The following is a 23,882-nucleotide window of genomic DNA, read 5'->3' as shown; positions in this document are numbered from 1 at the left end:
GTGACCATTTCTCCCAGTCCCCTGGTGCGCAGGCGCTGGCTCGTCCTGGCGATCTTGTGCGCCAGTCTCCTGCTGGTGTCCGTGGACGCCACGGTGCTGCACATGGCCTTACCCGCGCTGGCGGAGGACCTGCGGCCCACCGCCACCAGCCAGTTGTGGATCATCGCGGTCTACTCGCTGGTCGCGGCGCCCCTGCTGCTCGCCTTCGGCACGCTGGGCGACCGCTACGGGCGGCGCCGGATCCTGGTGCTCGGCTACGTCGTGTTCGGACTGGCGTCACTCGCCTGTGCGTGGGCACCCAACGTCGCGGTGCTGATCGGCGCGCGGGCAGTGCTCGGCGTCGGCGGCGCGATGATCATGCCGGCCACGCTGTCGCTGCTGCGCCAGGCGTTTCCCGACCGTGCCGAACGCCAGACGGCCATCGGCATCTGGAGCGGGGTGGCCGGTTCGGGGGCGGTGCTCGGACCGCTGCTCGGCGGCTTCCTGGTGGAGACGTTCTCCTGGCACGCCGCGTTCCTGATCAACGTGCCGGTGATGATCGCGGCGATTCCGCTGACCTACTGGCTGATCCCGGAGTCCGCGGACCCGCCGAACGGACCGTGGGACGTGCTCAGCGCGGTGCTGGCCGCGCTGGGGGTCATCGGCGTCGCCTTCGCGATCAAGCAGACCCCGCACGGCGGCACGATGTACGTGCTCGGCCCGCTCGCCGGGCTGCTCGGGTGCCTGTTGCTCGCGGCGTTCGTCCGGCGGCAACGAAGACTGCCTGTTCCGCTGCTCGACGTGTCGCTGTTCCGCGACCGCGCGTTCAGCGTCGCGGTCGGCAGCGTCCTGCTGGTCCTGACCTCGCTGGTCGGCCTGGGCCTGCTGCTGGCCCAGTACCTCCAGCTCGTGCTCGCGCTGCAGCCCATGCCCGCCGCGTTGCGGCTGATGTTCGTCATGGTCTCAGCGGTCATCGGCAGCGTCGTCGCCGGGCCGTTGTTGCAGCGGTTCGGCAATCGCCGGATGACGGTCGCCGGGTTCGCTGTCAGTGCCGTGGCCTTGGCGGCCGCCGCCGCAGGGCTGACGGTGCACGAGAACCTGTGGCTGCTCGGGCCGGTGCTGGCGGCGACCGGGTTCGGTGTCTCGATCTCCCTCACCGCCGCCTCCGACGCCTTGCTCGCCGCCGCACCGGCCGAGCAGGCGGGAGCGGCGGCCGCTGTGGAGGAGACCGCCTACGAGCTCGGCGCCGGGCTCGGCGTCACGGTTCTGGGCAGCATCGCCACCCTGATCTACTCGGCCAGCCTCCCCGGCGTGGCGGCGCAGGCGCGTGACGGCCTCACCGAGGCGACCGCCGCTGCCGCCAACCTGCCGCCCGAAGCGGGCTCCCAGCTGCTCGAGCTCGCCCGTGCCGCGTTCGTGACAGGTCTGCGAGCCGCGATGGTGGTCGGCGTCGTCCTGTTCGTCCTCGCCACGATCGCCGCGGCACGCGCACTGCCCAAGATGAAGGAATCACACAACGATGACCGAGCTTGACCTCAAGACCAGCACGACAGATCCGGCCCGGCCGGGTGTCCGCGGCGGCTGGCGCACCCCCGACCGCCTGTACCGGCTGATCAGCAGCCCGGTCCTGCGCATGATCCTCGGGTGGGACCTCCCCCGCTACGACCTGCGGGTGGTCGAGCGCCGCGCCGGCACTGTCTGCATGGAGGTCGGCAGCGGCGGCGGCTTCTACACCACGGCACTGAAAACCCACCTTGGCAGCGAGAACACCTTGATCGCCCTCGACCCGTCACCCTCGGCCATGCAGTCACTGCGGCACCGGCTGGACGGCGTGCCCGGTGCGCGGATGTCCTACCTGGCCGGTGACGGTTGCAAGCTGCCCCTGGCCGACGACCAGGCCGACACCCTGTTCTACGGCTACAGCCTCGAGGAGATGCCCGACCCGCTGGCAGCCATGCGCGAGGCGCACCGGGTGCTCCGGCCAGGCGGAGAGCTCGTCCTGTTCCTGTGGCGACCCGTGTTCACCCGGCATCGCCGCCGCCCGGTCGTCGCGCTCCTGGACGAGCTCTTCGAACGCCGTCGCACCTCGGCCGGCCCGCAGAACATCCGCCTGGTGTACCGCAAGCCCGCTGAGTGACCGCATCAGGCGGCTGTGGATTCCACTCCACCGAACGACACCTCGACAGGTCATGCCCCTTGACTCCCTGAGCACGGTCGCCACGGCGGCCGGGCTCAGGGGCGGACCTGTCAGAGCGACGGGCGGAGCAGCTCCGCGCCGAAGGTGAACCGGTCGTGCCACTTCACGCCGTCACCGTCCGCATCCGACACCAAAGCCTGCTTCACGGTCGCCGACACCACGGCCGACGGCGCGCTCGCGTTGCCCGCCGCACCTACCGCGAAGACCCGGTAGTACCACGTCGAGCCGACAGCAAGTGCGGCGCGCCGGGACAGCACACCGCCGCACATTTTGTCACTTGCAGTGTTTCGCGCTGCCGCAGCAGGGCACCCGAACGTGTCGCGTTGGACGATGGAGGGTGTGGCGGTGTCACAGACGGTGAACGGCAACCTACTGGCCGGCCGCTACCGGCTGCTGGACGCGGTGGGTGCAGGCGGGATGGCGGAGGTCTACCGCGCCGAGGACACCGTTCTGGGCCGTGAGGTGGCGGTCAAGGTCTTCCGGCCTGGATGGGACGACACGGCCAAGCGCCGGTTCGAGGCCGAGGTCCGCACGCTGGCAGGGCTATCGCACCCCGGTTTGGTGCCGGTCCACGACGCCGGCACCGGAGATGACACGCCGTTCCTGGTCATGCGGCTGCTCGAAGGGCGCACCCTGCGCGCGGAGATCGATGACGGCCCGTTGCCCGTGCAGCGGGTGCGCCGACTGGGCGCGGAACTGGCAGAAGCCCTGGCCTACGTGCACGCCCGGGGTGTCGTGCACCGCGACGTCAAACCGTCCAACATCCTGCTCGACGACCTGAACAGGCCCTACCTCGCCGACTTCGGCCTGGCCCGTCTCCCCGGCGCGACCAGGCTGACCCGCACCGACCAGATGGTCGGCACCGCCGCGTACCTCGCTCCCGAACAGGTGCGGGGCGCCGACGTCGACCACCCCGTCGACATCTACGCCCTCGGCCTGGTCCTGCTGGAATGCCTCACCGGCCACCGCGAGTACCCCGGCGGCGAGGTCGAGGCCGCCGTCGCCCGCCTGCACCGTTCTCCGGCCATCCCCGAGCACTTGCCGGCCGACCTGGCCGATCTGCTGTCGTCGATGACCGCGTCCGACCCCGGCCAGCGGCCGACCGCCGCGGACTGCGCGCGAGCCCTGCAGGCGAACTCCGCCGCCGACGCCACCCTGCCGGTCACCGCCCACGTCGTGGAAAAGGCTCCGGCCGAGGCACTGCGGTCAGCTCGGGTGCCGCGCAAGGCGATCCTCGCCTCGGCGGCGGCGCTGCTGGGCGCGGTCAGCGTCGCCTGGGCGGTCGCACCCGGTGCCCAGCCGGTCAACTCCGCACCTACGTCGAGCACGTCCCCGACCACCACGTCATCCACCACGTCATCCACCGCGTCGACCCCGTCCGCCGCTCAGGTGACGACGCCGGCTCAGCAGCAGCCCACCGTCCAGGCCGGCACCGCCACCCCTGTTGCGGAGGTGGCGCGGCAACCAGTTGTCCAGGCCCCGGCCCCGGTCCCGGCTGCGGACGCGGACGCGAAGAAGCAGAAGAGCAAGCCACAACCACCAGGTAAGAGCAAGAAGTAGCCGACGCCGGTACACGTGTGATCACGTTATGACTTCCGCAGAAACCGGCGTTCAGAGGATTAGTCATCACCCGATCGGGGTAAAAGCGCATGTTGACGCGTCTTCGCGTCGAGTGCAGTCCTGACCGTGTTACCCCATCGATCCACCAGGGACCACAGCGATGAGCAGTTCCAACCGCCCCGTCGAGGGTTCCGTCGAGCACAGCGGCAGCACCGCCTCCGATGACCGCGATGGCGCTGGAACTCCTGCTCAGCCGAGCACCGCACCCACCGCCGAAGCGGCGGCGACCCCGATCTACGACGAGTTGGTCGCCCGCTTCGGTCTGCCGCACCTCCGCGAGGAACCAGAGCACCGCACCGACAGCGCACCAGTCGACGTGACCCTGTCCGGCGTCGTGGACGCGGAGCAGTCCGAGGGCATGCGCCCGGCCTGCTGACGAACCACGCACAGATCCGCGCTGCGTCATCTCACAGGCGTCGACCGAGCGGCGAAAGGATCAGCGGGGCGCTGCCCAACCGTTGGCCTTCACGTTCTACGCGAATGCCCGACCGGTGTCGGCCGTCGAGTCGCAGGTCTGCCCAGCCGCGCCGCGGCGATCCGGCCCAGCGGTGAGGTAGAGCGTGGCACGGTGCCGTTCACTGCGCAGCAGAAGGTCCTGTGCGCGCAGGGCGATCGAATCGAAACTGTTCGCCGCCTCGGGCTCGTCGGACTCAATTGACGAGGTTGCTTGGATGTCTTCATCCAACACGAGTTCTTCGTGCCCTGCCACTGGTTCCACCGTTGTCCAGGTAGCGAATCGACGCATCTACCGCTGCGGGTTCCCACTCAACACGATCTTGAACCATGTGGACGAACCGATGGCGAGCTGCGCGCTGCTCGCCATCGAGGTCAGATCAGTCAACAATTCCGTTCCGTCGCGTTCGATAGAGTCGGCGCCGCGCTCGTGCGTCTGTGGCTGCGGTGGAAGGGATGTGTCGTGCCGGTGCAGCTGGCCGGAAGTCATCAGGCCGTGGTGAGTCATCGGATGAACTTCTGGGCGCGTACGACGCCGGGCGAGGCTTCCTTCGACTACAGGGGCGCCGCGGCGTGGGAGGTGCGGCGTCCTGCGGACGGAGAGCCGGTCATGCGGCACCTGGTTCGGTGCGGTGTGTGCGCGCGTGAGTTGACGTTCACCGTGCACAGCATCGCGGCAACGGAGCGCAGGCGCATGCGGTGGCGGCGGGGCGTGTGGGCAAGCGGTGTGCTCGTGGCGCTCGGGCTCGTGGGCTTGGTCTCGGGGCATCTCGGTCTTGCTGTAGCGGGCGGCGCGGCGGCGGTCGCCGGTGTGCTCGCCAGCGTGTTCGCATGGGCCGGTGGCCTCACAGAGGCCGGGGTGACCGGCCACGGGAGCGGCCTGCCCGGCGTGCTGCCCCAGCACGCGGTCGTCCTGAGCCCGCCTTCCCCATGACGGGTGATGGGACGGTCCACCGCGTCTCGATGTGGTGCTGGTTGCGAATGTTGTTGCGTCCCAACGCGAAAGGCTTGCTCAGGTCGCGATGAGGTGGTCGACCCCAGGCCGAAGCCCCGACCGCCGGTCGGCGAGGTCGGGGCTTCGTTCGGGAGTCGATGGTCAGCGTCGGCCGTGGCGTCCCTGGTCGACGTCGCCTTCGGCATCGGTGTCGATGCGTTCCTTGCGGACCTCACCGCTGACGGTCTCGGTGTCGGTGACCTGTTCCTTGGACAGTCGCACCCGCTCGACCGGCACGGCCTCGGTGTCCACCACCGGGCGTTCCTCGTGCAGCGTCACCTCGTGCTCGGCCTCGGAGATCGCCGGACCCGACAGGGCCTCGCCGCGGTTGGCCTCGGTGATCGGCTCCCGCTCCAGGCGGACCTTCTCACGCGTGACGGGGACTTCGACCTGCTCGGTCTCTGTCACCACGTACTTGCGCAGCCGCGCCCGGCCGGCCTCACGCTGCTCGGTGCCCACCTTCAGGCGCTCCTCCGAACGGGTCATCGCCTCGTCGGCACCACGGCCGGTGGTGTCGCGGCCGGTGGTGTCGCGATCAGTGATGTCGCGACCGCCGCCCACGTAGCCCGCATCGGCGTTCCGTGCCGTGCTCACGCCGTAGTGGTTGTAGAGGCGTTCTTCTTCGTCGGTGTCGAGGTGCGCGCCGTCGGCGTCGATGTTGGGCGCGTCCTTGACCTGGTCCTTGGTGTAAGGGGTGCGCAGGTCGCCGTTGGTGTCTTCGGTGATGCCCTGCACGGGCAGGAAGGACTCACGCAGGCCGAACAGCCCGGTGCTGACCGACAGCCACGTCGGCTGCCCGCTGTCGTCGTCGAACCACAGCTGTGCGACGGTGCCGATCTTGTCACCGGCGGGGTCGTGAACCTCTCGGCCGGTCCAGTGGGTCATGCGCTCGCGAATGGTGTTCGTCATGTTGTCCGTCGTTCCTTCCTTCGGCACACCCGGTGTGAAACCGGTTCTTCCGTGCGCGCAGTGGATTTCGGTCGGTGATCCCCCGAGTGCTTTCCTTGGATGACCGGCTGTGTCAGTAGCCGCGGGTGGCACCCCCGTTCGGAGGCGGCGTCGGCTGGCCGGCGACGGCGGGCATCTGCTGGGTGGGCGCGTTCATCGCCTGCTGCGTGGGCGCCGCCGTGCGGGTGGCGTCCTCGCGGCCACGCTGGTAGGCCTGCGCATGGGCCTTGGCCTGCGGCAGCTCCTGCTCAGCCTTGCTCAGCCACTGCTCCCACCGCTGCTGCATCGGCCGCACCAGGCCGCCACCCACACCGATCACGGCGATACCGCCGACGGTGGCCAGCACCGTGATCAGGATCGGGGTGGTGACCGAAGTGGCCACACCGATCTGGTTGAGCGCGGCGATGACACCCAGGCCGAGGATGAACACCGAGGCGATGTTGGCCACGACCCGGCCGTAGGACAGGCCGCCCAGCGCGTTGCTCACGAGGTCCTTGACCGCCTTGGCGATGGCCGCGGCGATCACCACGATCACGATCGCCACCGCCGCGCGCGGCAGCCAGGCCACGATGTCGGTCAGCAGCGCCGAGACCGGGTTCGGGCCCCACACGCCGAACGCGATCTGCAGCGTGATCAACAGGATCGCGTAGTAGACCAGTTTGGCGATGATGTCCGAGGCGTCGTACTTCGACCGCGCCAGCGCCTGCTTGACCCCGCCGCGTTCGACCACCCGGTCGAACCCGACCCGTTCCAGGATCTTGTTCACGGCCTTCGCGACGAGCTTCGCGACGAAGAACCCGATGACCAGGATCAGCAAGAAGGCCACGAGCTTGGGCACGAAGGTGATCACTGAGCGCCACGCGTCCGAGACGCCCTGACCGAAGTCGATGGCGACCGCTGTCGATGTCGGCATGTTGCGACCGTCCCCTTCTCCGTCACCTGCCGGCACCCTCCGGCGCTGGTCGCCGGGCCGGTCACGACGCCGGTTACCCCGAGCGAGTTAATCGACACCTCCGACTGCCGCCCGACCTGAACGGAGTAGTTCAAGCTGCGAATACAGACAGGGTTACTACGCAAAGTAGTTGCCAAGAGGGACAACGAGCATGAATACCGCGATGTGCGTTTTGACGGCGCCGCAGCGGCAAGCACCGCTTCGCGTCCACAGCGACGAAATCTGCTCCACCCGTGCTGCCGGCGTCCGGCTCGAAAACTCTGCGGCGGGATGTAGACGCGACGCGCTCGGCTCCGACGTCCCACGCGAGGATGGGGCCGACCGGCCGCGTCCACGACGAAGACCAAGGGGCCGACAGGTGAAGTACGTGATCATGATCCACTCCAACCCGCAGCCGTGGGGGCACCCGACCTCCGACTACCTGCCCGAGTACCAGGTCATGTCGGAGGAGCAGCTGGAACGGCTGAACGCCGACTTCGAGGCGATGCTCGGAGACCTGCGGGAGAACGGCGAACTGCTCGGGGGCGAGGCGCTGGGTGCGCCCGAGTCGTCGCGGCTCTACCGCTGGAGCGACGGCAAGCCGCTGGTCACCGACGGCCCGTACTCGGAGGCCAAGGAGCACCTGGCCGGGTTCTTCCTCATCGACGTGGACAGCCAGGAGCGGGCGGAGGAGATCGCGGCACGGTTCGCGGGTCCGGGCGAGACCGTCGAGTTGCGGCCGGCGATGTGGCCGGGCGGGTCCGACCAGTGATCGCACGGGTGGTCGAGGACGTGTGGCGGCGGGAGTCCTCGCACGTCCTCGCCGCCCTGCTGCACCGGTACGGCGACCTGGGCGACTGCGAGGACGCGGCACAGGAGGCGGCCGAGGCGGCGGCGCGGCAGTGGGACCGCGACGGCGTGCCCGGCAACCCCCGCGGCTGGCTCATCCGGGTCGCGTCGCGGCGGCTGGTCGACCGGGTGCGGGCGGATGGCGCGCGGATGGCGCGGGAGAACGCTCTCGGCGCCGCACTTCCCGCCGACGCCCACCTCTCCCCTACCGCCGACCGGTCATCTCGCGACGAAGCCGACGACACCCTGCGGTTGCTGCTGCTGTGCTGCCACCCGAGCCTGAGCCGGTCCTCGCAGGTCGCGTTGACGCTGTACGCCGTCGGCGGGCTGAGCACCGCGCAGATCGCCGCCGCGTACCTGGTGCCCGAGCGCACGATGACGCAACGCCTCACCAGGGCGCGGTCCACGTTGCGGGCGGCGGGTGCGGTGTTCGGCCTCCCGGCCTGTGCCGACCTGCCCGCGCGCATCGCCGCGGTGCTCGACGTCTGCCACCTCATGTTCACCGAGGGGCACACGAGTTCCACCGGTGACGGGCTGGTCGACTCGCCGCTGGCGGAGGAGGCCATCCGCCTCACCCGGCAACTGCACGCGGTCGTCCCCGACCACGACGAGGTCGCCGGCGCGCTGGCGTTGATGCTGCTGACGCATGCCCGTGTGGCTGCCCGCACCGAGAACGGCGACCTCGTGCCGTTGGCCGAGCAGGACCGGTCCCGGTGGGACCGGCAGCAGATAGCGGAAGGCGTGCGGATCCTGGAACGGGTCCTGCCGCGCGGGCACGTCGGCAGGTTCCAGCTGCAGGCCGCGATCGCCGCCGTCCACGCGGAGGCCGAGAGCTGGGAAGCGACCGACTGGCTGCAGATCACCGTGCTCTACGCCATGCTCGCACGGGTGGCGCCGGGCCCGGTCGTGACGCTCAACCAGGCGGTCGCGCTCGGGATGGCGTTCGGTCCCGAGCACGGTCTGGCTCTCCTCGGACCGTTGCTCGGCAACCCCGCGATGCGGCGACACCACCGCACTCACGCCGTACACGCGCATCTGCTGGAGATGCTCGGCGACCTGCCGGGCGCGCTCGAGAGCTACCGCCAGGCAGCCCGGCTCACGGCGAGCCAGCCCGAGCAGCGCTACCTCAACGCCCGGATCCGCCGCCTCACCGCAGGCCGAGCGTCACCCTCCACTCCTCTGTGGAGCGCTCGGGAATCACGGTGATTCTGACTGTCCGTCCTTTCGCGATGTCCATGCTTCCACTCGCGCGGTTCGATCCGCACACCCTCGGCGAGGCGTCCGAGGCGGCGGGTCAGTCGCGTGCGCGGGCGCCGGGTCCGGGGGCGGCCTGGATGTCGCCGAGGCTGTCCACGGAGTGGTCGTGGGCGCAGCGGACCTGGGTTCGGATCGGCGCGCCGCAGTCGCGGTGGGTGAGCACGACGGTGGGCCCGCCGGGTGCGGGAAGCCAGTGGTCGGCCCAGTTGAGCAGGCTGATGATCGCGGTGGCCAGGTCCCGTCCCTTGTCGGTGAGGCGGTACTCGTGGCGGCCGCGCGATCCGGTGTCGTGGTAGGCGACCTTGGTCAGGATGCCCTGCTCGGTCAGGTCGCGCAGGCGTGCGGACAGCACGCCCGGGGTCAGGCCCGTGTGGCGGCGGAAGTCGTCGAAACGCCGGGTGCCGTAGAACGCCTCCCGCACGACCTGCCCGGCGCTGCGCGGCACGAGCACGTCGAGCGCTCGTTGCACCGAGTCCGGCTCCAGGAGCCACGCTTCGCGGTTCCACGCCGGGTCCGCGGCCTCGGTCGGATCGTGCGCGCGGGGCTGCTGCATGCGCGCACTGTGTCATATACCCCTGCTTCTGGCGTCGCCAAGAGCCGCTGTTGTGCGGCGTGGCGCGAGGTTCGGCTACCGTGCTGGGTATGGTTTACAGCACTCAGCCGGTGCGGCGGTTCGTGGCGCTCGGCGACAGCCTCACCGAGGGGGTCGGCGACCCCCGGCTCGACGGCACGCTGCGCGGCTGGGCCGACGTCCTGGCCGGCGAGCTCGACCACGCGTGGCCGGGACTGCGCTACGACAACCTCGCCGTGCGGGGATGGCACGCCCGGCACGTCCTGCGGCACCAGTTGGAACAGGCGCTGCGGCTCGAACCCGATCTGGCGAGCGTCATGGTCGGTGCCAACGACGCGTTCGACCGGCACGGGTTCGACGGCGCCGAGGTGGGCCGCGTGCTGCGACGGACGGTGGCGGCCCTGCGCGACACCGGTGCACGGGTGGTCATGGCGACGCTTCCGGACATCACCCGGCGCTGGCCGGGGCCCGCGCGCCTGCACCAGGAGACGCGCTCACGGTTCGAGCTCGTCAACGACCACGTCCGCACGATCGCGGCCGAACACGACGCGATCATGCACGACCTGTGGCACGACGAACGCACACACTCATCGCGGATGTGGTCGATCGACCGGGTTCACCCCGGCACGCACGGGCACACCGGCATCGCACACAGCTTCGCCGAGCTCCTGCTCGGCAGCACCCGCTCACCCTGGACGCCGGCGGGACCGGCGGTGACCGCGGCGCAACGGCTGGCGGAGATCCGCTCGCTGTGCACCATCCTGCGAGCCGACCGCGGACGGCCACTGCCCGCCCAACTCCCCCGCGGGCCGTGGAACCTCTCCCCCACCGGAACACAGCAGTGAGGGACGGTTCACCGCCGCGGTGTCAGAACTCGATGACCAGGCGGGCGGGGACCGAGCCGTTCAGGATTTCGGTGAAGGAGCTGTTGACGTCGTCGAGCTCGCGGGTGAGGGCGACGACCCTGGTGCGGCCGGCGGCGTGCAGGCGAAGACCTCCGCCAGGTCCTGGCGGGTGCCGACGATGGAGCCGACGACGGTGATGCCCTTGAGCACGAGGTCGAACACGGGGACGGGCAGGACACCGTCGGCGGGCAGACCGACGCAGACCAGCCGCCCGCCGCGGCGCAGCGAGGCGAAAGCCTGTTCGAAGCTCCGGGGCGAGGCGGCGGTGGCGATGGCCACGTCCACGCCGCCCAGCTCCGCGATGGCGGCGACGGGGTCGGTGGCGCGGGCGTTGACGGTGTGGTCGGCGCCCAGGTCGCGGGCCAGGGCGAGCTTGTCGTCCTCGACGTCCACGGCGACGGTGAAGCCGCCGGCGATGCGGGCGTACTGCAGCGCCAGGTGCCCGAGGCCGCCGATGCCGAACACGGCGACCCGCTCGGCGGAGCGCACCGCGGCGACCTTCACGGCCTTGTAGGTGGTCACACCGGCGCAGGTCAGCGGCGCGGCGTCCATACTGGACACACCGTCCGGCACCGGCACGGCGTAGCGGGCGTCGGCGACGGTGTGCTCGGCGTAGCAGCCGTCGACGGAGTAGCCGGTGTTGCGCTGCTGCTCGCACAGCGTTTCCCAGCCGGACACGCAGTAGGAGCACTCACCGCAGGCGTGCCCCAGCCAGGGGACGGCCACGCGCGTGCCGACCCGTGCCGGGTCGATCCCCCGGCCGACGGCGTCGATGACGCCGACGCCTTCGTGGCCGGGGACGAACGGCGGGGTGGGCTTGACCGGCCAGTCGCCGTTGGCGGCGTGGATGTCGGTGTGGCAGATGCCCGACGCCTCCAGCCGCACCAGCACCTGACCGGCGGCGGGCACCGGCACCGGCACCTCACGGACCTCCAGCGGCGCACCCAGCTTCGTGACAACAGCAGCCCTCACGGCGACTCCCTCGACCTCGTTGCTCCCACGACCAGTCTTGCCAGCTCGCGGTGCGGGAGCCGCAGCCCGAGGTCACGTCAGAGCAGGGCCTTTCGCCTCACGCGATCCCACGGCCAGGTTCAGCGTGAACAGGCTGTGATCGACGCCGTTGCCCGCGATCTGCGCCAGCGACACGGGCCCGTCCTGATCGGGTGGCACCTGCCCTTGGTCGGAGAACCCGCCGATCTGCGCGACGGCGTGGGCAGTCGATCCGTTGTGGACACTGCTCGGGACCGCCTCCACGAAGCTCTCCAGGACGTCGTCGTCGCAGGGGAGTCGTCCCAGTCGTGGTCGATGGTCAGCCTGGCCACGGCGTGCAACGCGTGCGGCTCGTAGGGAACGACTCCCCGGGCAGGCGCTTCGGCACCGCCCGGCAGGTCACTGCGCCCTCACCAGGAGGACGGAAGGACGCAGCAGCGTGCTCAACTCCTGCGCCACGTCCAAGTGACGCCGTGTTCCCCGGAGAGTCTTGCGACGACATCCCCATCGACGAAAGTCACTGTGCGATCTTGCCATTTGCTTGCTTCGGCGACCGCGACGAGAGCCGTGAAGTGTGCTCGACCGGTCATTTCAGTCCCGACGGCACGGCCTGGTCGCTCGTGGATCAGAGACGCGGTCGACGCGTGGCGGACCGCCCGCTCACCGGCACCAGTTGCGGCGTCGTTTCCGCTGCACGTGGACCTCATTCTTTCGAGTTGTCTACGGCCATCTTGTCCCTGCAATACGTGACACTGGGAATCATGGCGATCACTCGACGTATGTTTGTCAGCGGCGCAATGGCGGCTCCTGTTCTCGCGCAGCTGCACGGTGCGACACCCGCGAACGCGAGTCCGACGGCTGAGGCGGCGTTCACCCTGCTGGATGGACTGGGTGAGATGCGGTTGACCGAGGTCGCGCGCGAGCGGCTCGCGACGGAAAGGATCGAAGTGCAGGCTGTGGCGCCGGCTACCGCCATCGTGGGGGCCGACGGCACGACTGTTGTGGGCGTCAAGCTCCCACCCGAGTACAGCACCGGCACGATCAGCCCGGTGGGACAACCGGGAAAGGGGTCCGGACGCGCGCTGGGCGGGGTGGTCCTGCGGAACGCGAAAGCACGGATGGAGATCACCGGCATTCGGGGGTCGGTTCCCGACGGGCGGGTCCACGCCTTTCTGAAGATCGGCGACGAGTGGGTCGGCGAGCTGCCGTTGTACGCCAGCGACGTGAGCGCGGTGAGGCTGTCCGTGGAGCCGGGGGCGCCAGGTCAGCCGACCACGATCAAGGGGAGCGACATCCCGATCACCCCTACCCAGGAGGGCGTGGACGCTTTCACGAAGGCTTTCGGCGTTGCGTTGTTCACCATGACCGACACGGTGTTCACCGCGTCGGGCAGCGGGCGCGCGTGGCCTGTACCGGCCTCGCTGCCCGGCTGATCAGTTCGGGACGACGACCGACCGGCGCATCGGGTTCTCCCGGTACGCCGGTCGGTCGTCGTGATGTCAGTTCAGTCCGATGACGGCGTCCCAGGGGTGGGTTCTGGTCGTGGCGATGGCGACGGCCTGGAGGCGGCTGGCGCGCAGGAAGGGGTAGGCGGCCTCACCGTGAGACCCTCCGCTGTGCCCGGTGCCACCGAGTCCGGGCATGGACGGGGCGTGGGCCATGTGCGAGTCGTTGACCTTGAGCACTCCCCCGTTGGTCACCGCCGTGGTGAACCGCTCGATCACCTCCTGGCTCTCCGCCCACAGCGAGTTGCGCAGACCGAACCTGTTGCCGTTGAGGAAGGCGACGCAGCGGTCGAGCAGGTCCGGGCAGTCCTGCGGCACCACGACCGACAGCAGCGGGAAGAAGCACTCCTCACGTACGGCGGGAACGGTCTCGGCGAACTCGAAACCGTTGATGCGCAACACCGTCGGTTCGAGGAACAGCCCGTGGGGATCGGGTTCGCCGCGCAGGTTGATCTGCGCGCCACCGCAAACCTTCGTGGCGCCCGCGCGCAGCGCTTCGTCGAGGCAACGCCTGAAGGCCGTGGCGCGCAGAACGGGACTGAGCACCGTGTCGGAGTCCTCCGGGTCACCCGGGCGCAGCGCGGACGCGGCCTTGCGCAGCCGGGTGAGCAGCTGTTCGGCGATGGCGGGGTGGACAACGGCGTACTTCGGGCCGATGCAGGCCTGGCCGGAGGCGTAGAACGACTCGACCAGTGCCGCGGTGGCGTGCTCGAGGTCGGCGTCGTGCCACACCAGCACGCCGTCGTTGCCGGACAACTCCAGGATCGCCCGCTTGCCCCGTTCCACGCATTCGCGTTCCAGTGCCAGCCCGCGGCCGCTGGAGCCGAAGTAGTAGATGGTGTTCACCAGCGGACTGTCCAGCCACTGCCGCATGGTGACTTCGAAGTCGGCGCACAACACGTTGACCGTTCCCGGCGGCGCTCCATGTGCCTCCAGCGCCGGGATGATGATGTTGTGCAGCGCGTGGGCCAGCGAGCTGGCGCAGCTGCGCGGCACCCGGATGACCACGCTGTTGCCCGCCAGCAGGACCAGCGAGGCGATCAACCCGTACAGCGGGGTGTTGGCGGGCGGGTCGACGCAGACCACACCGTCGGGCTGGCGTTGCAGCACGATCGTGTGGTGAGGCGTGATGATCTCCCGTCGGAGCAGGGAACGCGCCAGCTCCAGGCTTTCCGGGCAGACGAGGTGCAGCACCGCGTTGAGCTGGGCCTCGGCCAGCAGGCGCGGGCATCCCTCCATGCGCATCAGCCGCGCGAGTTCCTCGCGGTGCTCCAGGAACCCTTCGTACAGGGCGCCGACGCACGCCAGGCGGTCGGTGAACGGCACCAGGCGCAACCGCGCCGCCGCGTCCGCTGCCGCCCGCAGCGCTGCCTGTCCCTGCTCGGGTGTGGACAACGCGACGGAGCACAGGATGTGCGGGTGGGCGTGCAACTCCTCTTCGGTGCCTTCGCGGAGCAGGCGGAACAGCGATGTCGCGGCGGCCCCGTCCGGTTCCAGGACGGCGCGCACGCTCATGCCGTACGCGCGTTCGTCGGTGTCGACGAGTTCGCCGCCGATGTAGAGCGGGAAGTGCCGCACGGTCGTCTGGGTCACTGGTCGTCCTCGGTCTTGAAGTAGGTGGCCAGGGAACGGGCCAGGTCGTCGATGCCGCTGCTCGCGACCACCCGCATGATCGGGATCTCCCTGCCGAAGCGGCGCCGCATCTTCGTGACCAGCTCGGCGCCCATCAGCGAGTCCACCCCCAGCTGGTCCAGTGGCCGGTTGCGGTCGACGCGTTCCGGTGCAACGCCCAGCACTTCGGCAAGCGTCTTGACGATGTGTTCGGCGACGAGCTCGACCGCCTCGTCCACCGAGGCCTCCCGCAGGCGGACGAGAAGATCGTCGTCCTCGCCATCAGCGGCCTGTTCGCCTCCCGCCAGCTCGCCGAGCCGTGGTGTGGTGAGGTGGGAGTAGAGGCGGCGCAGGAACTGGCCGTCGTGGCTCCACACCAGCGACACCTCGGGACCGCCGACCAGTTCGTCCAGCGCTTGGCGCACCGAACGCAGCGGCAGCAGGGCCAAGCCCGCCCGGAGCACCGTCTTGGCCGTGGCCTCGTTGCGCGCGACGTAGCCGACCTCGCCGAGGGCACCCCAGGCGATCGTCTGCCCGGCCAGTCCCCGGCTGCGGCGAGCACGGGCCAGTGCTTCCAGGAAGAGGTTCCCGGCGCAGTAGGCGGCCTGACCGGCGTTGCCCACCACGGCCGCTCCTGAGGAGAACATGAGGAAGAGGTCGAGGTCGTGGCGACCGGTGACGCGGTCGAGGACCATCGCGCCGGCCATCTTCGGCGCGAGCACGGCGCGGAACCGCTCCGGCGTCAGGTCCGTGATCATCGCGTCGTCGAGCACCATCGCCGCGTGCACCACGCCGCGCAGCGGGGCGCCACCGCGGTCGATGGAGTCGATGACAGCGCGCATCGCGGACTCGTCGGTCACGTCGGCGGCGTGCACGGACACCGCCGCGTCCCGCGCGGTCAGCTCGGCGATGAGGTCTTCGGCTTCCGGTACGGCCCTCCCCCGCCTGTTCACCAGCGCGAGGTTTCTGGCCCCGCGGTCCACGAGCCAGCGGGCCGTCTCGGCGCCGAACCCACCCGCGCCACCGGTGACCAGGTAGGTGCCGGACGGGTCGGGCACGAAGGCGCTCGGCTGGGCGGCCCGCTCGACCGGCGGCCGCCGGTCGAAGGTGACGACCAGCTTGCCGATGTGCCGGGAGTGTTGCAGGGACCGGAACGCCTCGGCGGCCTGGGCGGCCGGGAACGCCCGGTGCGGGACGGGGTGGACGACTCCCGCCCGGACGTGGTCGATGATCTTGTCGTGCTCGTTGGCGATCTCCTGCAGACGCTGGCTCCCGAGCTGGTCGACGTCCACGACGAAGTAGCTGATGTTGTTGCGCAACGGGAACAACGAGACGTTGCGGTCGCTGTAGAGATCGCGCTTGCCGAGTTCGACGAACCGGCCGCCGAAGCGCAGCAGTTCCAGGCTGCGGCCGATGAACTCCCCGCCCAACGAGTTGAGCACGACGTCGACGCCCTGCCCGTCGGTCACGGCGAGCACGTCGGCGACGAAACCGAGGCTGCGCGAGTCGAAGACGTGCTCCACGCCGAGCAGTCTCAGGAAGTCGCGCTTCTCCTCGGTGCCCGCGGTGGCGATCACCGTGGCCCCCAGGGAACGGGCGCACTGGAACGCCGCCAGCCCGACACCGCCGGCGGCGCCGTGCACCAGGACCGTCTCGCCCTTGGCGAGCTTGGCCTGGTGCACCAGCCCGTAGCTGGCGCTGATCAACGCGACGGGCATGGTCGCCGCGGAGACCAGGTCGATCCCGTCGGGCACCGGTCCCACCAGGTTCTCGTCGGCCAGCACGTGCGAGGCGAAGGAACCGGCGACGGACCCGAAGACACGGTCACCCGGCCGGTACCGCGTCACTCCGGGGCCGACCGCCGTGACCACGCCCGCGCATTCGCCGCCCAGGTGCGTGCCGGTCATCCCGGCCTCCACCACCCACCCCGGCAGCAGTCCGACCGCGAGCAGCGCGTCGCGGTAGTTGATGCCCGTGGCGTGGACTTCCAGGGCGACCTGGCCCGGACCGGGTTCCGGCATCTCCGCGGCCACCCACGCCAGCTCGTAGGAGGGCCCCGCGTCGCGGGCGACGAGCCGGTACGGGGTGGCGGGGTCGTCGGCAGGGGGTGGCGGCATGTCGCGCAGGCGCGGCACGAACCGGCCCGACGCCGTGAGCACCACCTCGTCCTCGTCCGTGGGATCGAGGAGCTCACGTGCGACTCGGTCGACCGGGACGTCACGCGCGACCGAGACCCGCCGGATGTCCATCAGACCGTGTTCGGCGGCCACGGTGCGCGTGGCGCCCCAGAACGCGGCGCCGGCCGGGTCCGTCGCCCCTTCGGGCGCCGGGTTGACCCCGGTGGGGCGGCTGACCAGCCACAGCCGCGTCACCGCGCCCGCGGGGAACTCGGCAGACCTGACCGCGAGCGTGCGCACCAGCTCGAACCGCCGTGTGGTCGCCTCGACGGCGGCCAGCGGATCCGACTCGTCCTCGGCGAGCACGAGCACCACATCGGTCTCGGAAGCGGTGAACCAGTCGGCTGTGCCGGTGCCGGCGGTGGTCCGCACCGCGTCGGCGCCCAGCTCCGCGAGCCTCGTGGTGAGCGCGACGGCCAGCTCGTCGGTGTCGTCCTCGGCGACGACCACGACACGGCTGTTCGCAGCGGTACCCGTCGCCTCCGGCGCGCAAGCGGTGCGCGGCACCCTGCTCGCCGTCGTCAGCGAGCACAGTTCCCCTTCGAGAACCGTTCGCGCGGCACGGAAACCGTTGTCCGGAAGCAGATCGCGCCACTGCCGAGCGGACAGCACCGGCGAGGTGGGCCGCAGGTCGAGATCGGTCATCGACCAGAACTCGGGTACCAGGCCGAACGGCAGGGCGAGCAGCATCGGATCGTGGGCCTCGACGAACAGCAGACGTCCGTTGTCGGTCAGCATCTCCGACACCGCACGCAGTGCCGCACGCACGTCCTTGGCCGCGTGGAGGGCGTTTCCGGCGACCACGACGTCGAAGCCACCGGCCTCGACGTCGGGCTGGTCGAGGTCGAGGGTCCGGTACTCGACGAAGTCGTACCGCCCGAAGCGCGCCTCGGCCGGGGCGAGGAAGTTCTGCGAGATGTCCGTGAACACGTAACGCGTGCGGTCTCGCGGCAGGACGGGCAGCAGCGCCGCGGTCAGCGCACCGGTGCCGCCACCCACCTCCAGAATCCTCAGTGGACGGTCGGCCGGCCACGCCTCGGCCAGTGCGCGCATCACCTCCGCCGCGGCGTGGTTGCACGACCGCAGCATCGGAGACAGGGCGTGGTAGTGGGTGAGGGTGTCACTGCCGTGCGCGGGGAGGAGGATGTCGAGCGCGTCCCGTTCCCCGCGCAGCAGCTCGGCCAGGTGCAGGCCGCACCGGCCGAACAGGGTCAGGTCCGGGACGTGCTCGGGGAAGTCGGTGACCAAGCCCGCGAACGCGGGCTCGGCGACGTCGGGGCGGATCCGCCAGCGGGTGCGTCCCTGGAACTCGCCGAGCCACTCCAGGTGGCCGTGGTCTGCGGCCAGCCCGGTCAGCAGGTCGAGCAGGCGGCCGAACTCCGGGCGCACCCCGGCGGCCAGCAGGTCGTCGGTGAAGAACACCTCCGCTCCGTCGAGGATGGCGGTGAACGCGCGCACCGTGAAGGCGGCGGCCGCCTCAAGCCGCCGTCGCCTCAGCTCCGCGTAGCCGGTGACCGGTGGGGCCTGCACCCGCGGTGACGGGCAGGGCACCTCCGCGGCGGGTGGCAGGCCGCGCGGTGCGGCGCGGAGCTCGGTGTGCTGGCGCCGGACCACGCGCCGACTGGGCACCTTGACCCGCAGGAACCGGCAGTCGAGCAGTTCCAGTGCGACGGTGCCCGCGTCGTCGGTGAGGGTGATGTCGGCCGAGGCCCAGGACTCCGAGAGCGTGCGGCAGCGGAAGTGCACGGCGCCGGTCTTGGTGGGTGTGTTCCACAACCGGGCGGAGCCGACCGCCACGGGCATGTAGGAGTCCTCGTCGGCGACGTGGCCACGGCGGATCCGGCCGAGTTGGATCGCGGCCTGCGGGGCGACGTCGGTCCACGCCGGGTGCGCGTGGAACCCGGTGAAGTCCAGGTGGCCGCAGTCGTAGTCGCCCAGGATCTCCGTGCCGTCCACCCACAGGCCGGAGATGACCAGGAACTCGGGACCGTAGCCGAGGCCGATCCGCTCTCCGTCGGCGTACAGCGTCTCCCGATCGACGTGCTCGCCCCTTTCGGCGAACCGTGCGCGCAGTGCGGTCAGGTCGAGCGGCGGCGGGGCCGAGGCCACCCGGCGGCGCACTCGTCCTCGCGCGTGGGTCAGCCACGTCTGCCCCTCGGCCGAGCACGTGGCGACCCGGAACACCCCGTCCTCTTCGGACAGCGAGACCTGCATGCGGGGCAGCACCGACTCGTCGTCGGGAGCCACCATCGGCTTGGTGATGTGCAGCTCCCTCACCTCCGCCGGTCCGTCGAACACGAGCTGCCCGGCCGCCCAGCCCATCTCCAGGTAGCCGGCCGCCGGCATGATCGGCGTCCCCGCGGCCCGGTGGCCGGTCAGCCACGGCCACCGGGCCGGGTCGACGGTGGTCTGCCACGTCGGGTCGGAGACGGCGACCCGGTCGCCGAGCAGCACGTGGTCGGGTGGCGCGCTGGTACCGCCCCAGGTGTGCTGGCCGCCCAGCCAGAACCGCTCGCGTTGCCACGGGTGAGCGGGCAACGGCACGACCCGGCCTCGGCGGGGGAAGAACCGTTCGGGGGCGATCGTCACGCCGGCGGCCAGCGCGGACTCCACCGTCGCCCGCAGCGCGGCCGCTCCGGGCTCGTCCCGGGTGAGCGTCGGCAGCACGGCGAGCACGCCGTCCTTCACGGCTCGCTTCAGGTACGTCCGCAACACCGGTTTCGGCCCGATCTCGATGATCGTGTCGAACCCGGCGGCGACCAGGTGGTCGGTGGCCGCGGCGAACCGGACGGGCTCGCGGACGTTGCGCCACCAGTACTGCGCGTCCAGCCGCTCCCCCGCCAAGGGCTCACCGGTGACCGTGGAGACGAAGTCGACGGTGGCGGCTTTCGGTGCCAGGCTGGCCAGATCCGCCAGCAACGAGGCGCGCAACGGCTCCATCGCCGTGCTGTGGAACGGGTAGTCCAGGTCGAGGATGCGGCAGAAGACCTCGCGCTCCGCCAGCCGGTCGGCGAGGTCTTGCAGATCGGTTCTCGGCCCGGCGACCGTGACGTCGTTCGCACTGTTGATCCCCGCGATCTCCACGCGCCCGTCGTAGCGTGCGAGCAGTGTCCCGGTCTCCTCCGGCCCGAGGCTGACCGCAGCCATGCTGCCGGTGCCTGCGGTGGTCGCCTGGGCCCGGCTGCGCGCCACCACCAGCGCCACGGCCTGGTCCACGTCGTAGATCCCGGCCGCGAAAGCAGCGGCGATCTCCCCCACGCTGTGGCCGTACACGGCTTCCGGGTGCAGGCCGTGTTCCGCGAGCACCGCCACGATGCCGGCCTGCACCGCGAAGAGAACGGGCTGGATCACACCGGTGTCGTGCAGCCGCGGCTCGGCCGACCGCAGTTCGTCGGCGACCGTCCAGCCGACGAGCGGTGCCAGCGCGGCGTCGATCCGGGCGACCGCGCCGGCGAACACCGGATCGGTGTCGACGAGGTCCGCCGCCATCCCGGGCCACTGCGCGCCATGACCGGAGAAGGCGAAGGCGACGCGGCCCCGCTCGGTCGCCCGCTGCGGCGGGATCTGCTTGGCCAGGCGATGACGCGCCTCGTCCGCGTCGGCGGCAAGCACCACGCGGCGGTAGGCGTGCTTTCCCCGTCGCTGCGACGAGGTGTAGGCGAGGTCGGCGAAATCCGGGCAGCCGGCCAGACGACGGTCCATGCGGGACACCGCGTCGGCGAGGGCCGCCTCGGTGTGCGCCGAGACGACGACCGGCACCTCGGTTCCCCCGTGCGGCGCGGGGTGGGCCGCAGGGGGTTCCTCCAGGACGACGTGCACGTTCGCACCGCCGAACCCGAACGAGTTCACCCCGACCAGACGGCCCGCCACGGGCCGCGACCGCTCCACCGGGGTCAGCGCCAGGCCGTCGAAGTCGATCTCCGTGCTGCGCGGGCTCGCGTTCGGGGTCGCGGGGATCTCGCCGTGGCGCAGCACGAGGATCGCCTTGCACAGCCCGGCCATGCCCGATGCCGGTTCGAGGTGCCCCAGGTTGGCCTTGATCGAGCCGATCGGCAGCGCCGCGCCGGTGCGGCGCAGTCCGAGGGCGTTCCCGATCGCCCGGCACTCGACCGGATCGCCGATCGGTGTCCCGGTGCCGTGCGCCTCCAGGTAGGCCAAGTCGTCCGGGTCGAGCCCGAACCGGTCGTAGACCTGGCGCAGCAACGCTTCCTGGGCCTCGCCGCTGGGCAGCACCAGTCCGCTGGTGTGCCCGTCGCTGTTCGTCCCGGACCCCGCGATCACGGCGTGGACCCGGTCCCCGTCGGCAACCGCGTCGGCCAGGCGCTTGAGGACCAGCACGCCACCGCCCTCGGCACGGACGTACCCGTCGGAACGGGCCGAGAACGGGCGGCAGTGCCCGGTCGGCGACAGGAACCCGGCTTTGGCGAACCCGACGTAGGTGATGGGGTTGAGCAGCAGGTTGACCCCCGCGGCGAAGGCGACCCGTCCGCCGCCGTGCCGGAGGTGCTCGCAGGCCAGGTGGACCGCGTTCAGCGACGAGGCGCACGCCGTGTCCACCTTCAGGCTGGGTCCGTGCACGTCGAGCTGGTAGGACAACCGGTTCGCCGTGTTGGACAGGGCGGCTCCGGAGTTGGTGTAGGGACCGACCGCGGACGGCATCAGCATTTGCTGTCCGCCGTAGTCCAACGCGGACACACCGACGAACACGGCGGCATCCGTACCGGCCAGCGAGGCCGGGTCGATCCCGGCGTCGTCGAGCGCCTCGACGCCCAGTTCCAGCACCAGCCGCTGTTGCGGGTCGATGCACATCGCCTCACGCGGACTGATCCCGAAGAAGTCGGCGTCGAACCCGGTGACGTCGTCGAGGTACCCGCCCGCGAACGTGTAGGACTTGCCGGGCCGCAGCTGGTTGGAGTCCCAGTACCGCTCGACGTCGAACCGGTTCGGCGGTGGCGGCCCGACCACCTCGCGCTCTGCGGCCAGCAGCGACCACAGCCCTTCCAGATCGCCCGCTCCGCCGGGGAAACGACACGCCACGCCCACAATTGCGATCTTGTCCAGCACGCCGGAATCATTTCGGACCGGGGGTGCCGAAATCCATGCCGGCAAACGCGCTCACCCGGATGACCAACCCATCAGGTGACGCGCGCCGACCGTCGCTGCGCTCACCCCTCCGGTGGTGGACTCAGCTCGCCAGCACCCGCCTCGCCCTTTCGACCACGTCCGCGGGGGCGGAGTCGAGCGACCCCGCGGCGTAGGGCGGCTCCGGCGCGTACTCGATGATGAGCTGCACCGTCTGCGCGACGTCGTCGCCCGCGATCAGCCCGCCCAGGGTCAAGGCCATGTCGATGCCCGCGGACACGCCGGCCGCGGTCGCGTAGTGACCGTCGACGACGACCCGCTGCTTCGACGGGATCGCGCCGAACCCGGCGAGCTGGTCGAGCCCCGCCCAGTGGGTGGTCGCCCGGCGGCCCTCGAGCACCCCGGCCGCGGCGAGGAGGAAGGTGCCGGTGCAGACGGCGGTCGTCCACCTGCTGGTCCGGTCGGCCGTGCGCAGCCAGTCGAGCAAGGCGTCGTTGGACATCTGCTCCACCTGGCCCGGGCCTCCCCCGACGAGCACGACGTCAGGCGTCGTGACGTCGGCCGGGGTGGCCACGGCCTCGATCGACAGGCTCTTCAGGTCGTTGACGACCAGGCCCGGCTTCTCGGCCACGAAGACGACCTCGGTGTCGGGAAGGCGTCCCAGGACCTCGTACGGTCCGAGAACGTCCAACGAGGTGAAGCCGGGATAGAGAACGATGGCGACCTGCACGTGGGTACCCCTCCAGGTTTGCGAAGATCAACGCGAAGAACGCTAGTTCCGCCGGCCCGAGGCGCCTATGCCGTACACCCCAACGAATCTGCCCTCTGTCAGAGATCAGGGCGACCGCGTCGGTACTCCGTGGGCGAGACACCGAGTTCACGCACGAACGCGCGTCGCATTCCTTCCTGCGTCCCGTACCCGCACTGACGTGCGATCCGCGACACGCCTTCACCGGTGTCCACCAGCATGCGTTGCGCGGCCTCCAGCCGGATGAGGTCCACGAAACGCCCAGGCGTCACCCCTGCCTGTTCGGCGAACGCCCGCGCGAACTGTCGCGGTGACAGGCCGGCCCGCCGCGCCATCGCGGGAACGGACAGGTCCGCCGCGAGGTTGGCGGTGGCCCAGTGCTGGACCTCGCGCAGCGGAGCGGAGTGGGCGACCTGGGCGGAGAGCTGCGCGCTGACCTGGGCCTGGCTGCCCGGTCTGCGCAGGAAGACCACCAGCAGCCGCGCGACCTCGTGCGCCACCGCGCGGCCGAAGTCCTCCTCCACCAGGGCGAGCGTGAGGTCCACCCCTGCGGTCACCCCGGCCGACGTGGAGACAGGACCGTCCCGGACGAAGATCGGCTCCGTCTCGACCCGCACCTCGGGGTGGCTGCCGGCCAGATGCGCGCAGGCCTCCCAGTGGGTCGTCGCCCGGCGGCCGTCCAGCAGACCGGCCTCGGCCAGCAGCCAGGCCCCGGTGCACACCGACACCACCCGGCTCGCCCCGGGAGCACGCTCGCGCAACCAAGCCACGAGCCGATCGTCGACCTCTCCCACGCCCGGTCCACCCGGCACGAGAAGCACGTCGGGGTCCTCGGCGGCGGCCAGGTCGACGTCCGGAACCATCCGCAGGCCTCCGGCGGCACGCACCACCTCACCGCCGAGCGAGGCCGTGCGCACGAGGTACGGCGGCATGTCCTCGGTTCCGGCGAAACGTGCCGCCGCCGAGAACACGTCCAGGGGTCCGGCGACGTCGAGGGGCTGCACTCCGTCGAACAAGATCACGAGCACGGATCGAGTGCGCACCTCCGGCATCCTTGCACGTGCG

Annotated in this window: 21 protein-coding genes; 9 read left to right on the top strand and 12 right to left on the bottom strand. The window is 70.8% G+C overall.

The features are described 5' to 3' along the window. Positions 1 to 24: 24 nt before the first annotated feature. Positions 25 to 1,512: an MFS transporter gene (locus BLQ91_RS29860; protein ID WP_245733900.1), complete on the top strand. Its 1,488-nt coding sequence runs from the start codon at positions 25 to 27 to the stop codon at positions 1,510 to 1,512. Beyond that, positions 1,499 to 2,116 (top strand): class I SAM-dependent methyltransferase, encoded by a 618-nt coding sequence (locus BLQ91_RS29855; RefSeq protein ID WP_090102151.1) that lies wholly within the window; start codon positions 1,499 to 1,501, stop codon positions 2,114 to 2,116. Before BLQ91_RS29860 ends, BLQ91_RS29855 begins: the two co-directional genes overlap by 14 nt. Positions 2,117 to 2,226: 110 nt before the next feature. Here BLQ91_RS29855 and BLQ91_RS29850 read toward each other — a convergent pair whose 3' ends face one another. Next, positions 2,227 to 2,445 carry a hypothetical protein gene (locus BLQ91_RS29850; RefSeq protein ID WP_090102149.1) on the bottom strand — a complete coding sequence of 73 codons (219 nt, stop codon included), beginning with the start codon at positions 2,443 to 2,445 and terminating at the stop codon, positions 2,227 to 2,229. 76 nt (positions 2,446 to 2,521) lie between these two features. On the opposite strand from BLQ91_RS29850, the gene BLQ91_RS29845 reads away from it, so the two are divergent. Continuing rightward, on the top strand, positions 2,522 to 3,736 hold the full coding sequence (locus tag BLQ91_RS29845; RefSeq protein WP_176960021.1) for a serine/threonine-protein kinase: 1,215 nt from the start codon (positions 2,522 to 2,524) through the stop codon (positions 3,734 to 3,736). Positions 3,737 to 3,896: 160 nt separating this feature from the next. Then, entirely contained in the window at positions 3,897 to 4,172 is a 276-nt protein-coding gene (locus BLQ91_RS29840; protein ID WP_090102145.1) for a hypothetical protein, read from the top strand. Between the two features lie 96 nt (positions 4,173 to 4,268). On the opposite strand, the gene BLQ91_RS29835 is transcribed toward BLQ91_RS29840, so the two are convergent. Both BLQ91_RS29835 and BLQ91_RS29830 read right to left on the bottom strand, forming a co-directional pair. After that, positions 4,269 to 4,505 (bottom strand): hypothetical protein, encoded by a 237-nt coding sequence (locus BLQ91_RS29835; protein WP_143022874.1) that lies wholly within the window; start codon positions 4,503 to 4,505, stop codon positions 4,269 to 4,271. A 36-nt stretch (positions 4,506 to 4,541) separates the two neighbouring features. After that, complete coding sequence (locus BLQ91_RS29830) at positions 4,542 to 4,757, bottom strand: hypothetical protein (protein WP_143022873.1); 216 nt, start codon at positions 4,755 to 4,757, stop codon at positions 4,542 to 4,544. Positions 4,758 to 4,760: 3 nt separating this feature from the next. On the opposite strand from BLQ91_RS29830, the gene BLQ91_RS29825 reads away from it, so the two are divergent. Further along, on the top strand, positions 4,761 to 5,183 hold the full coding sequence (locus BLQ91_RS29825) for a hypothetical protein (RefSeq protein WP_090102139.1): 423 nt from the start codon (positions 4,761 to 4,763) through the stop codon (positions 5,181 to 5,183). 162 nt (positions 5,184 to 5,345) lie between these two features. On the opposite strand, the gene BLQ91_RS29820 is transcribed toward BLQ91_RS29825, so the two are convergent. Together BLQ91_RS29820 and BLQ91_RS29815 are read right to left on the bottom strand one after the other, a co-directional pair. Next, positions 5,346 to 6,152 (bottom strand): DUF2382 domain-containing protein, encoded by an 807-nt coding sequence (locus BLQ91_RS29820; protein ID WP_090102234.1) that lies wholly within the window; start codon positions 6,150 to 6,152, stop codon positions 5,346 to 5,348. Positions 6,153 to 6,264: 112 nt separating this feature from the next. Further along, a complete protein-coding gene (locus BLQ91_RS29815; protein ID WP_090102137.1) occupies positions 6,265 to 7,104 on the bottom strand; it encodes a mechanosensitive ion channel family protein in 840 nt (279 codons plus the stop codon). A gap of 397 nt (positions 7,105 to 7,501) precedes the next feature. Here BLQ91_RS29815 and BLQ91_RS29810 point away from each other — a divergent pair, with 397 nt between their 5' ends. Then, complete coding sequence (locus BLQ91_RS29810; protein ID WP_090102136.1) at positions 7,502 to 7,894, top strand: YciI family protein; 393 nt, start codon at positions 7,502 to 7,504, stop codon at positions 7,892 to 7,894. Next, a complete protein-coding gene (locus BLQ91_RS29805; protein WP_342670672.1) occupies positions 7,891 to 9,177 on the top strand; it encodes an RNA polymerase sigma factor in 1,287 nt (428 codons plus the stop codon). The genes BLQ91_RS29810 and BLQ91_RS29805 overlap by 4 nt, the downstream gene beginning before the upstream one ends. Before the next feature lie 88 nt (positions 9,178 to 9,265). On the opposite strand, the gene BLQ91_RS29800 is transcribed toward BLQ91_RS29805, so the two are convergent. Continuing rightward, complete coding sequence (locus BLQ91_RS29800) at positions 9,266 to 9,781, bottom strand: winged helix-turn-helix transcriptional regulator (protein WP_090102135.1); 516 nt, start codon at positions 9,779 to 9,781, stop codon at positions 9,266 to 9,268. 89 nt (positions 9,782 to 9,870) lie between these two features. On the opposite strand from BLQ91_RS29800, the gene BLQ91_RS29795 reads away from it, so the two are divergent. Then, positions 9,871 to 10,644, top strand: coding sequence for an SGNH/GDSL hydrolase family protein (locus tag BLQ91_RS29795; RefSeq protein ID WP_090102134.1), 774 nt, complete (start codon positions 9,871 to 9,873; stop codon positions 10,642 to 10,644). Between the two features lie 60 nt (positions 10,645 to 10,704). Here the strand turns inward: BLQ91_RS29795 and BLQ91_RS29790 are convergent, their stop codons facing one another. Both BLQ91_RS29790 and BLQ91_RS29785 read right to left on the bottom strand, forming a co-directional pair. Then, on the bottom strand, positions 10,705 to 11,676 hold the full coding sequence (locus BLQ91_RS29790) for a zinc-dependent alcohol dehydrogenase (RefSeq protein ID WP_245733899.1): 972 nt from the start codon (positions 11,674 to 11,676) through the stop codon (positions 10,705 to 10,707). A 72-nt stretch (positions 11,677 to 11,748) separates the two neighbouring features. Continuing rightward, the gene (locus BLQ91_RS29785) at positions 11,749 to 11,958 is read right to left on the bottom strand and encodes a hypothetical protein (protein ID WP_090102133.1); all 210 of its coding nucleotides are present in this window, start codon (positions 11,956 to 11,958) and stop codon (positions 11,749 to 11,751) included. A gap of 497 nt (positions 11,959 to 12,455) precedes the next feature. On the opposite strand from BLQ91_RS29785, the gene BLQ91_RS29780 reads away from it, so the two are divergent. Next, positions 12,456 to 13,127 (top strand): hypothetical protein, encoded by a 672-nt coding sequence (locus tag BLQ91_RS29780; RefSeq protein WP_218130456.1) that lies wholly within the window; start codon positions 12,456 to 12,458, stop codon positions 13,125 to 13,127. 66 nt (positions 13,128 to 13,193) lie between these two features. Here the strand turns inward: BLQ91_RS29780 and BLQ91_RS29775 are convergent, their stop codons facing one another. The 4 genes from BLQ91_RS29775 to BLQ91_RS29760 all read right to left on the bottom strand — a co-directional run bounded on the left by BLQ91_RS29775 (position 13,194) and on the right by BLQ91_RS29760 (position 23,869). Beyond that, complete coding sequence (locus BLQ91_RS29775; protein ID WP_090102131.1) at positions 13,194 to 14,792, bottom strand: aldehyde dehydrogenase family protein; 1,599 nt, start codon at positions 14,790 to 14,792, stop codon at positions 13,194 to 13,196. Then, positions 14,789 to 22,051 carry a type I polyketide synthase gene (locus BLQ91_RS29770; protein ID WP_176960020.1) on the bottom strand — a complete coding sequence of 2,421 codons (7,263 nt, stop codon included), beginning with the start codon at positions 22,049 to 22,051 and terminating at the stop codon, positions 14,789 to 14,791. The genes BLQ91_RS29775 and BLQ91_RS29770 overlap by 4 nt, the downstream gene beginning before the upstream one ends. A 121-nt stretch (positions 22,052 to 22,172) precedes the next feature. After that, the gene (locus BLQ91_RS29765; protein ID WP_090102128.1) at positions 22,173 to 22,799 is read right to left on the bottom strand and encodes a DJ-1/PfpI family protein; all 627 of its coding nucleotides are present in this window, start codon (positions 22,797 to 22,799) and stop codon (positions 22,173 to 22,175) included. A gap of 98 nt (positions 22,800 to 22,897) precedes the next feature. After that, on the bottom strand, positions 22,898 to 23,869 hold the full coding sequence (locus BLQ91_RS29760; protein ID WP_218130455.1) for a GlxA family transcriptional regulator: 972 nt from the start codon (positions 23,867 to 23,869) through the stop codon (positions 22,898 to 22,900). Positions 23,870 to 23,882 lie beyond the last annotated feature (13 nt).

This window comes from Lentzea jiangxiensis (assembly GCF_900104175.1).
GTDB classification, from domain to species: domain Bacteria; phylum Actinomycetota; class Actinomycetes; order Mycobacteriales; family Pseudonocardiaceae; genus Lentzea; species Lentzea jiangxiensis.
This window is presented reverse-complemented; position numbering and strand designations above follow the sequence as displayed.